Origin of the sequence: Xanthomonas cannabis pv. cannabis (assembly GCF_000802365.1) — a bacterium.
Classification (GTDB): domain Bacteria; phylum Pseudomonadota; class Gammaproteobacteria; order Xanthomonadales; family Xanthomonadaceae; genus Xanthomonas; species Xanthomonas cannabis.
The window spans coordinates 1-9,961 of record NZ_JSZE01000126.1 but is presented as its reverse complement, the minus strand read 5'-3'; the positions used below and the strand labels follow the sequence as shown (position 1 = coordinate 9,961).

10 protein-coding genes are annotated in these 9,961 nt (G+C 67.6%); 3 read left to right on the top strand and 7 right to left on the bottom strand.

The features are described from left to right. Window positions 1-432: 432 nt before the first annotated feature. Genes OZ10_RS17550 through egtB form a run of 3 tightly spaced genes read right to left on the bottom strand, consistent with a single transcriptional unit; the run spans window position 433 to window position 2,984 of the window. Complete coding sequence (locus OZ10_RS17550; RefSeq protein WP_039407098.1) at window positions 433-702, bottom strand: DUF3253 domain-containing protein; 270 nt, start codon at window positions 700-702, stop codon at window positions 433-435. Between the two features lie 15 nt (window positions 703-717). Beyond that, window positions 718-1,704, bottom strand: coding sequence for an L-histidine N(alpha)-methyltransferase (gene egtD, locus OZ10_RS17545; protein WP_039407096.1), 987 nt, complete (start codon window positions 1,702-1,704; stop codon window positions 718-720). Further along, on the bottom strand, window positions 1,701-2,984 hold the full coding sequence (egtB, locus tag OZ10_RS17540; RefSeq protein WP_039407094.1) for an ergothioneine biosynthesis protein EgtB: 1,284 nt from the start codon (window positions 2,982-2,984) through the stop codon (window positions 1,701-1,703). Before egtB ends, egtD begins: the two co-directional genes overlap by 4 nt. 71 nt (window positions 2,985-3,055) lie before the next feature. On the opposite strand from egtB, the gene OZ10_RS17535 reads away from it, so the two are divergent. Further along, window positions 3,056-4,237, top strand: coding sequence for an aminotransferase class V-fold PLP-dependent enzyme (locus OZ10_RS17535; RefSeq protein WP_039566217.1), 1,182 nt, complete (start codon window positions 3,056-3,058; stop codon window positions 4,235-4,237). Between the two features lie 119 nt (window positions 4,238-4,356). Here the strand turns inward: OZ10_RS17535 and OZ10_RS17530 are convergent, their stop codons facing one another. From OZ10_RS17530 to OZ10_RS17515, 4 genes are all read right to left on the bottom strand, one after another. Then, the gene (locus OZ10_RS17530) at window positions 4,357-5,826 is read right to left on the bottom strand and encodes an ABC transporter permease/substrate-binding protein (RefSeq protein WP_039407089.1); all 1,470 of its coding nucleotides are present in this window, start codon (window positions 5,824-5,826) and stop codon (window positions 4,357-4,359) included. Next, window positions 5,823-6,560, bottom strand: coding sequence for an ATP-binding cassette domain-containing protein (locus OZ10_RS17525; RefSeq protein WP_039566219.1), 738 nt, complete (start codon window positions 6,558-6,560; stop codon window positions 5,823-5,825). The genes OZ10_RS17530 and OZ10_RS17525 overlap by 4 nt, the downstream gene beginning before the upstream one ends. Before the next feature lie 48 nt (window positions 6,561-6,608). Further along, window positions 6,609-6,926, bottom strand: coding sequence for an EF-hand domain-containing protein (locus OZ10_RS17520; protein WP_039407153.1), 318 nt, complete (start codon window positions 6,924-6,926; stop codon window positions 6,609-6,611). 67 nt (window positions 6,927-6,993) lie between these two features. After that, window positions 6,994-8,199, bottom strand: a complete 1,206-nt coding sequence (locus OZ10_RS17515) for a DesA family fatty acid desaturase (RefSeq protein ID WP_039407150.1) — start codon at window positions 8,197-8,199, stop codon at window positions 6,994-6,996. A 148-nt stretch (window positions 8,200-8,347) separates the two neighbouring features. Here OZ10_RS17515 and OZ10_RS17510 point away from each other — a divergent pair, with 148 nt between their 5' ends. Both OZ10_RS17510 and OZ10_RS17505 read left to right on the top strand, forming a co-directional pair. After that, window positions 8,348-9,184, top strand: a complete 837-nt coding sequence (locus OZ10_RS17510; protein WP_039407086.1) for an ABC transporter ATP-binding protein — start codon at window positions 8,348-8,350, stop codon at window positions 9,182-9,184. A 409-nt stretch (window positions 9,185-9,593) separates the two neighbouring features. Further along, window positions 9,594-9,961 (top strand): GYF domain-containing protein (locus tag OZ10_RS17505; protein WP_039566213.1); only part of this gene is annotated, 368 nt, incomplete at its 3' end.

The window sequence follows — 9,961 nt, the reverse complement described above, 5'->3', positions numbered from 1 at the left end:
GGTGACTGGTGGTTTTGTTGAAACGCTTTGTTGAAAAGCAAAGACACCGCGTCCCAGCTTGCTAGTCGCTGTTGAAATCCATGCACACCGACCATCTCCACTGGTCCTTGCCCGCCCACCGTCGCGGGACCCTTGGCGGCATGGATGCCGCCACGGAGCCTACAGGGATGTACTTGCGGCGTGTCCTGCGATGGTGGGCGGGCATGGGCCCTGCAGCAACGGCGCAGACTATCCGCTCTTCGCTTTTGCTGCCCGGGTCAAGCAATCAGGTAGCGACGCTTGCATCGTGCGTGTCGCGATGGCTGGCTGTCTTCAAGTCTGGTCGAGGGTCCTGCAGCCAAGCTACAGATCACAGCTTTCGCCTGGATCATCCGCCCTGCAGTGAACCGGCCCGAAGTGATTGCGCGTACCGCTTATCGTGCAGGCCAAACCTCAGTCGAACTGCGGCCCGCGCATCAGGCGGATCGGCCCGTGTACGCCGGGCAGCTGCACGGTTCTGCCTTGCGGGGTGACACGGACGACGCCGGCCTCTGCGGCCGCTGCAGCTACCGCGCGCACCTGCGGCATCAGGGCGCGCCACACGAACGCATCATCGCTCAGTGCGCGCGCAACCTCCGATGGGCAGATCGATTGCTCGGGCCGCCGTTGCGCGAGCAAGTGCCGAATCAGCGCGGCAATCTGTGCGTCATCGGGCGGTTGCACGCCTGCACCGCGTCATTACAGGGGACGCAGCAGGCGCAGGCCGAACCAGTCCTTGGCGTCGTTCCAGCCGTGCGTGACCTTGAGCCCTGCCGCGGCGGCCAGCTCGGCAAAGCGCGCGTCGGTGTATTTGTAGCTGTATTCGACCTGCATCGCCTCGCCTTCGGCGAACGCGATGTCCTGGCCGCCAATGTGCACGCGCTGCGCGCGTTGGCTGATCAGGAAGGTTTCGATGCGGCCGCGCTCGCGCGCATACACCGCGTGGTGACGAAAGCCGTCCAGATCGAAGTCGCTGCCGATCTCGCGGTTGAGGCGAGCCAGCAGGTTCAAGGTGAATTCGGCGGTGACCCCGGCCGCATCGTTGTAGGCGGCTTCGATCAGGCTGGCGTCCTTGTCCAGGTCGATGCCGATCAGCGCGCAGCCGTCGCTGCCCATGGTCTGGCGCATGGCATCCATCAGCGCAACCGCCGCAGTGTCGGTGAAATTGCCCAGCGTCGAGCCGGGGAAGAACACCACGTGGCGACGTGCCGGGCGCTGTGCGTCAGGCAGACGCAGCGGCTTGGTGAAGTCGGTGCAGACCGGCAGCATCTGGATCTGCGGAAATTGCTGGGCCAGCCGCGCGGTGCTGTCCAGCAGCGCGGTGCGCGAGATTTCCAGCGGTGTGTAGGCCACCACATCGCGCAGGCCCTGCAGCAGCAGTTCGGTCTTGCGCCCGCTGCCGCTGCCGTATTCCACCACATGCACGCCTGGGCCGATTGCCTGCGCGATCGAGGCCATGCTGGCCTCCAGCAGGCCCAGCTCGGTGCTGGTGAGGTAATACTCCGGCTGCCGGGTGATGGCTTCGAACAGCTCCGACCCGCGGGCGTCGTAAAAATACTTCGACGGCAGCGTCTTGGGCGTCTGCGACAGACCGGCCAGGGCATCGGCAGTGATGTCGTCCGGCTGCGGGCGCAGATCGGTCAGCGCGGCATGGGCGCGTTGCATGGCATGGGCGGCGGCGTTCAAGGCAGATCCTTGGCAAGGCGCACGCCGGCAAATTGCCAGCGCGCATCGGAAGGGAAGAAGTTGCGGTAACTGGCGCGCATATGGCTGGCCGGCGTGGCACAACTGCCGCCGCGCAGCACCCACTGGGCGTTCATGAACTTGCCGTTGTATTCGCCCAGCGAACCAGGCCACGGCGCAAAACCGGGATACGGCAGATACGCGCTGCCGGTCCATTCCCAGACATCGCCGAACAGTTGTTGCAACCCGGTATCCACGGCCTCGGCGCCCCATGGGTGCAGCGCACCACCGTCGACGAAATTGCCCTGCACCGGCACGCCGGTGGCAGCCTGTTCCCATTCGGCTTCGGTGGGAAGGCGCGCGCCGGCCCAGCGTGCGAAGGCGTCGGCTTCGAACAGGCTCAGATGACAGACCGGCGCATGCGGGTCGCGCATGCGCCAGCCATCCAGGGTGAACTCGCGTCCGTCCGCGTCCCAGTACAGCGGGTGCTGCCAGCCTTGCGCCTGCACCATGGCCCAGCCATCGCTGAGCCAGGCGCCGGCACTGCGGTAGCCACCGGCGTCGATGAATTCCTGGAATTCGGCGTTGGTCACGACCCGATGCGCCAGCGCATGCGCGCTCACCAGCACGCGGTGACGGGGTGATTCGTTGTCGTAGGCAAAGCTGTCGCAGCGGGGCCATGCGGCAGCGCCGATCTCGACGATCTGCTCGTCGCGCGCGTGCCAGCGCAGCGCACTGGCGATGGCGGCAGGCGGTGCCGGCGCATCGCGGTAGGCCGGCTGCAGCGGGTTGCTCCAGAGCGCGTGCTTGATATCGGTCAGCAGCAATTCCTGATGCTGCTGCTCGTGCTGGATGCCCAACTGCACGATGGTGCAGGCCTGCGCGTCCAGCCGCCCCTCCTGCAGGCGTTGCTGCATCTGGCTGTCGACGGCCGCCCGGTAGTCGCGCACCTGCTGCAGCGACGGGCGCGACAACACACCGCGACGCGCGCGCGCGTGCATCGGTCCAACGCTCTGGTAGTAGCTGTTGAACAGGAAATCCCATGCCGGGTCGAACACGCGGTACGCCGGGTCGGCCTGCAACACGAAGCGTTCGAAGAACCAGGTGGTATGGGCCAGATGCCATTTGCTGGGACTGGCATCGGGCATGCTCTGCACCATCGCGTCTTCAGCGCTCAACGGTGCGGCAAGGCGATCGCTCAATGCGCGAGTCTGCGCATAGCGTTCCAGCAGGGACAACTGCTGTTGCTGGCGATCGACCAGCAGGGGTGAGGTTGCAGACATCGCCGTATGCTTGGTCAGCGCCCGTGAACGCGCCGTGTCGGCGGCATGGCAGCCAGCGGTAAGCTGTTGGCATGCCAACGTCTTCGCTGTCCAGCTCGTTCCCCGCCCCCTTCGATTGGGCGCACCGCCAACAGGCATTTGCGCTGCCCGATGAGGTCATCTATCTGGACGCGGCCTCTCGCGGACCACTGCTGCGTGCAGTGCAGGGCGTTGCCCATGAGGCCGTCGCGGCGATGGCCACACCGTGGCGGTTGCCGTTCGATACGTGGGTGCGGGACATCGAGCAGCTGCGTGGGTTGGCCGCGCAGGTGTTCGATGGCGATGCCGACGCGGTGGCGATGCTGCCATCGGCCGCGCATGGGCTGGCCACGGCCGCACGCAATCTGCCGTTGCAGCGCGGCGAAGCTGTGCTGGTGCTGGAAGGGCAGTTCCCGTCCAACCTGCTGATCTGGCAGCGGCGGTGCAGCGAGGTCGGTGCGCACCTCGTGGCGGTGCCGACCAACAGCGGCGCCGACCTGAGCGAGGCGGTGCTGCAGACCATCGAGCGCACACCGGCGTTGGGTGTCGCGAGCCTGCCGCATGCGTACTGGCTGGACGGACGGCAGCTGGACCTGGACCGCATCAGCGCGGCGGTGCATGCACGCGGTGCGGCGCTGGTGCTGGACCTCAGCCAGAGCCTGGGCGTGTTGCCGACCGATCTGCCGCGCTGGCGGCCGGCGTTCGTGGTCAGCGTCGGCCACAAGTGGCTGCTGGGGCCGATGGGTCTGGCGTGGCTGTGGGTGGCAGCGCCGTGGCGCGTCGACGGGGTGCCGATCGAGGAGCACTGGATCGGCCGCGATGCCGGCAGCAGTTGGGAATTCCCCATCGGGCAGGCACCGCACTACCGCGAGGGCGCCCGTCGCTTCGATGCCGGCGGGGTGGCCGATCCGTTGAGGATCGCGATGGCCACCGCCGCCTTGCAACAAGTGCTTGCCTGGCAACCTGCGCGAATCGCCGCAGCGCTTGGCGCGCTCACCGCGCAGTGGGATGCGGCCCTGCAGGCACGCGGTCTGGGCTGCTGGTCCACGCCCGCGCATGCGCCGCACCTGACCGCCCTGCAGCCGCCGGCACACCGGCTGGAGGCCGTGGCAACGACCGTTGGCGAACGCGGGGCGATCTGCACGCGGCGTCACGGACGCCTGCGTATCGCACCGCACCTGAGCGTCACCGGCGAGGCGCTGTCAGGTCTGATCGCAGCGCTGCCAGAGGCATGAAGCCGCACGTAGGAGCGGACCCGGCCGCGACGGGGCGTTACCGAGCGTTGTCAGGTGTTACGCGGATAACGCCGTGCCCCGTGTAACGCCCCGTCGCGGCCGGGTCCGCTCCTACGCGTTCAGGCACGGCTGATGCGCAAGCCACGCGGGGTGACCCAGCGTTCCAGCCCCTCGAACAGCGCCTGCACCATCAGCGCAAGCACCGCTGCAGGGATCGCGCCTTCCAGAATCAGGCCGATGTCGTCCAGACGGATGCCGGTGAGGATCGGCTGGCCATAGCCGCCGGCACCGATCAAGGCGCCCAGCGTGGCGGTGCCCACGTTGATCACCGCGGCGGTCTGGATGCCGGCCACGATCGTGCGGCGCGCCAGCGGCAACTCCACCCGCCACAAGCGCGTCCACGCAGGCACGCCGATCGCTTCGGCGGTCTGGCGCAGCTCGCGCGGGATCGAGGTCAGCCCGGCGTAGGTATTGCGCACGATCGGCAGCAGGCTATACAGAAACAACGCCGCAATCGCCGGTTTCGCGCCGATGCCGAACAGCGGGATCATGAACACGAACACGGCCAATGACGGCAGCGTCTGCAGCACGCCGGTCAACGACAGCACCCACTGGCCCAGACGCGGCCGCCGTGCGGCCAGCACGCCCAGCGGCAAGGCGATCAGCAGCGCCAAGCCCAGCGAAACGCCGACCAGTGCCAGATGCTCGCGCGTGTGACGCAACAATCGACTAAAACGCGAATCGGCTTGCGTGGCCGGCGCCACGCCCAGCCACTGCGCCGCAACCGCCGCCTCGCCTTGGCGCTCCAGCTTCACCTGTGCGTTGAGCCGCTGCATGGTGGCTTCGTCGATACGCCCCTGCAGCCCCTGCAACGCCTCGAGCATTGCCGGTGCGCGCTGTGCCAGATCCTTGCGATACAGAAAGACCGCCTGGTACTCCGGGAAGTAATGGCGGTCGTCGCGCAGCACCTGTAGCCGGTAATACGGAATCTCCGCATCGGTGCTGTACAGATCGGTGACCCCGATCGCTGCGCTCTGCAGCGCGCGATACGCCAGATCGTGATCCAGCCCGGTGGCGGTCTGCGGCAAGGCGTAGGCCGCACGCACGCCGGGCCAGCCGTCGGCGCGCTGCATGAATTCATTGCTCAGGCCGATCTTCAGGGTTGGATGACGGGCCAGATCGGACAAGGTGGCGATGCCCAGCGCGCGTGCCCGCTCGCGTTGCATGCCGAATGCATAGTTGTTCTCGAAACCCAGCGATTGCGTCATCGCCAGGCCACGTGCATCCAGCGCCGCGCGCAGTTCGGCCTGGCTGGCGGTGGGCAGCTGCAGCAGTTCCTGCGCCAGTGTGCCGGTGTATTCGGCGTAGGCGTCGATCTGCCCGGTCTCCAGCGCGCGCCACAGGATGCGGGTGCCACCGAGCTGGGCGCGGTGCTGCACGTCCACGCCAGCGCGCTTGCCGGCAGCGGTGGCGATCTCGCCCAGGATCACCGCCTCGGTGAAATTCTTCGAGCCCACCGTCACCCCGGCGGCCGACGCGCCGCCGCTGCAGATCAGCAGCATCATCATGGCAAGCACGCGCACGATCATGCCGCGTCGCCGATGCTGCGCTGCGCGCTGAGAAAGCGCTGCACGAACGGCTCGGCCGGCTGCGCGAGCAAGGACTGCGCGCTGCCCTGCTGCACCACGCGACCGGCGCGCATCAGCACCAGGGTGTCTGCCAGATACGCGGCTTCGGCAACGTCGTGGGTGACCAGCACCACGGTCTTGCCAAGCTGGGCGAACAGTTCGCGCATCTGCGCCTGCAGGTCGTACCGCACGATGGGGTCCAGCGCGCCCAGCGGCTCGTCCAGCAGCAGCGCCGGCGGGTCCAGCATCAGGGCACGGATCAGGCCAACGCGTTGCCGCTGGCCACCGGAGAGTTCGGCCGGGTAGCGTGCCAGCAACGCCGGCGGCAGCTGGCACAGCGTGCACAGACTCTCCAGCCGCGCCTGGATGCGCTCGCGCGGCCAGCCCAGGGTCCGTGCCAGCAACACCACATTGCTGCGCGCGTCCATGTGCGGAAACAGGCCACCTTCCTGGATGACATAGCCGATGCGCTGGCGCTGCGCCTGCAGGCCGGCACGCGTCAGCGGCGTGCCATCGAAGCTGACGCTGCCGCTGTCGGGCCATTCCAGCCCCACCAGCATGCGCAGTACGGTGGACTTGCCGGCGCCGCTCGGCCCGATCAACGCCGTGGTCGCACCACGTGCAACTGTCAGCGTGACGTTGTCGAGCGCAATGGACTGGCCGTAATGCCGGCTGACCTGATCGAGAGTGAACATGCGCTCGAGCTTGCCCAAGCCGACGTCAGCCGGGCGCGAAGGTAGGCATCAGCGGGGCGGCGCCAGCAGCTCGCGTGCGCTCAGATAGCCGTCGCCATTGGCATCCTGCCGCGCAAACCGCTCGATCAGGCCGGCGCGGTGTGCCGTGCGGGTAATCGGCTTGCCACGGCGGCCGGGCAGCTCTTCGCCCTGCAGCACGCCGTCGTGATCGGCATCGCGCTGATCGAAGGCGTAACTCATCCAGGCCACATATTCATCGCGGCTGACCCGGCCATCGCCATCGCTGTCCATGCGCTTGAGATATTCCTGGCTGTCCTGCACTTGAGCATGCGCCGCGGGCATCCAGACCAGGACAACGCAGGCCATCAGCAGCGCAGGCGGCGCCAGACGATGCAACGCACGCGCACTCACGGCAGCACGCGTGCCGCCGGGCTTACGGCCCACTCAGCGCATAACCCTTGAGCCGCGCCGCATAGGCTTGCAGCGCTGCATTGCCACTGGCTTCGGCCTCGTGGCACCACTGCTGCAACTGCTTCAGGCGCTCGGATGCGTCGTGGCTGCGGGCCTCCAGCACCGCACTGAGCCGCGCGCGGTACTCGACCAGGGTGCGCATGCGCGGGCGTTGCGCCACCCACGCCTGCAATTGCGCGCGCGCGTCCGGCTTGAGCCAGCGCCCGTCGTCGACCAGGCCCTTGCGCAGGCGTCGCGGCAACAGCTCGCGCAGCTTGGCGCCGGTGGCGGCGGCCTCGTCGCGCAACGCTGGCTTGAGCACATTGCGCTGGTAGTCGGTCATGGCCTGGAAGCGATGCGACAACAGCGCCTTGAGCGTATCGGCATCGGGCACGGCGATATTGGGGCGGATATCCAGCGACGGCGCCACGCGCAACACCTTGGCCAGACCCACGGCCTGCAATCCACGGATGGCGATCCAGCCGATGTCCAGTTCCCAGCGCCGCATCGAAAAGCGCGCCGAGCTCGGGAAGGCGTGGTGGTTGTTGTGCAGCTCTTCGCCACCGATCCACAGCGCCCACGGGGTGAGGTTGGTGGAGGTGTCGGCGGATTCGAAATTGCGATAGCCCCACCAATGGCCCAGGCCGTTGACCACGCCGGCGGCCCAGAACGGAATCCACGCCATCTGGATCGCCCACAGCGCGATGCCCGGCAGGCCGAACAGCACCGTGTTGAGCACCAGCAAGGCGACCGGGCCGGCATTGGCATGCGGGGTATACAGGTGCCGCTCGATCCAGTCGGTGGGTGCGCCCTTGCCGTACTGCTCGATGTCGGCACGCTGCGCGCGCGCCTCGCGGTACAGCTCCACGCCACGCCAGAACACCTGCGAAATGCCCTTGGTCTGCGGGCTGTGCGGGTCTTCTTCGGTCTCCACCTTGGCGTGATGCTTGCGATGGATCGCCACCCACTCGCGGGTGATCATGGAGGTGGTGAGCCAGGTCCAGAAGCGGAAGAAATGCGCCACCACCGGATGGAAATCCACGCCGCGGTGGGCCTGGCTGCGATGCAGGTACAAGGTCACCGAGAAGATGGTGAGCTGGGTGAATACCAGCAGCACTGCAAGCATGCCCCACACGCCCAGCCCGGCCACGCCGGCGGTCAGGAAGTCGATGATCGGGTCGGACAACATCGGCAGGTCCACGGCGGCGCATCTCGTTGGTCGATGCAGACATGATGGGGGCGATCGCGGCAAACTTCACCCTTCGCACGCGTAGGGTCGCCCCTACATTTCTAAAGCGGTTCACACGTCTGTCTTCCCACTGCCTGATGCCTTCCGTATGACTGTTGTTACCGATGTTGCTGCTGTACCCGCCGATGCGCCGGCGTTGATCGAACTCGACCAGGCGAGTGTGATGCGCGGCCAGGTTCGCGTGTTGCATGCATTGCAATTGCGCATCGCGCTGGGCCAGCACACCGCCATCCTGGGCCCCAACGGCTGCGGCAAATCGTCCTTCATCAAACTCATCACCCGCGAGCTGTATCCGCTGGCACGCGGCGACGGACAGGCCTCGGTCAAGGTGCTGGGGCAGACGCGCTGGCAGGTGGACCGGTTGCGCTCGCAGCTGGGCATCGTCACCAGCGATCTGAGCGTCAACCTGGCCGACATGCCGGGGCTGGATGTGGAGAGCGCGGTGCTGTCCGGATTCTTCGCCAGCTATGTGGTGCCGCCGCATCGGGAGATCGACGACGGCATGCGCGCCCGTGCCCGCGAAGCACTGGCGTTGGCGCAGGCGTTGCCGTTGCTGGACCGCCCGTTTGCCGAGCTGTCGGCCGGCGAAACCCGCCGGGTGCTGATCGCACGCGCCCTGGTCAACCGCCCGCGCGCCCTGTTGCTGGACGAGCCCTCCACCGGCCTGGATCTGGTGGCGCGCCAGCACCTGCTGGACACGATGCGTCATCTCGCCCGCCAGGGCATCACCCTGGTGCTGGTGACCCACCACATCGAAGAGATCGTGCCGGAGATCGCGCGGGTGATCCTGTTGCGCGCGGGCAAGGTAGTGGCCGACGGCGCGCGCGATGCGCTGCTCACCGATGCCAGCCTGTCGGCGGTGTTCGATGGCCCGGTGCGCGTGCATCGTGATGGCGAGCGCTATTGGGCGAGCGTTGGGGAGTGAGCGCTGCAGGGTGTTCCTGTGCGCCTGCCTGTCAGACGCGATCGGGCACCGATGCGGATCTGCGGTGTGTGCGGTAGCCACGCACGCGCGGCGTGGATAGCCGACGCGGCTGCAATACGCGCTGTTTCCCGATGGCTACGGTGGCTTGCCTGGGTGCAAGCGCGTGAACGTGTCTTGCCGCAATGTCGGTCCGTGCTGGCGCGCGGTGGCCCATGGCTCGCATCGCACCGCTGCGCGCCGATGCGCGTGTGTGTGGCGCGGAGGTGCTGCGTGCCCTGCGATGCACGGTGCTGCGCGTGGCACGCCCCGCCGCCGTGCCCACCTGCACCCAGCGCATGACCTTGGACACGGGACGCCGCCGCTGCGGTTGCGCTTAGACTCGCCGCACCTACAGACAGGAGGCGTCCCGATGGCCCAGTGGTATTTCCATGTTCCCGGACAGGCCGAACGCATCGGCCCGCTCGACGCTGCCAACGCCCGCGTATACGCCCAGCGCCAACCCGACGCACTGGCCTGGCGCGATGGGCTCGATGGCTGGACCCCGGCCCGTCAGCTGGCCGAACTGCAGGGCGGCGGCAGTGCGCCGCCACCGCTGACCGGCACGGCTGGCCGCGCCGATGAGATCGACTACCGCATCGTCGGCAACGACATGCAGTTCGTCGAGGTCGAGCTGGACCCGGGCGAGAGCGCCATCGCCGAGGCCGGTGCGCTGATGTACAAGGATTCGGCAGTGCAGATGGACACCGTGTTCGGCGACGGCTCGCATGCCGGCCAGAG

Coding starts and splice junctions, on each gene's coding strand:
- egtB (WP_039407094.1), bottom strand. CDS start 2,984: ATGTCTGCAACCTCACCCCTGCTGGTCGATCGCCAGCAACAGCAGTTG.
- OZ10_RS17520 (WP_039407153.1), bottom strand. CDS start 6,926: ATGGCCTGCGTTGTCCTGGTCTGGATGCCCGCGGCGCATGCTCAAGTG.
- OZ10_RS17525 (WP_039566219.1), bottom strand. CDS start 6,560: ATGTTCACTCTCGATCAGGTCAGCCGGCATTACGGCCAGTCCATTGCG.
- OZ10_RS17530 (WP_039407089.1), bottom strand. CDS start 5,826: ATGATCGTGCGCGTGCTTGCCATGATGATGCTGCTGATCTGCAGCGGC.
- OZ10_RS17535 (WP_039566217.1), top strand. CDS start 3,056: ATGCCAACGTCTTCGCTGTCCAGCTCGTTCCCCGCCCCCTTCGATTGG.
- OZ10_RS17510 (WP_039407086.1), top strand. CDS start 8,348: ATGACTGTTGTTACCGATGTTGCTGCTGTACCCGCCGATGCGCCGGCG.
- OZ10_RS17515 (WP_039407150.1), bottom strand. CDS start 8,199: ATGTTGTCCGACCCGATCATCGACTTCCTGACCGCCGGCGTGGCCGGG.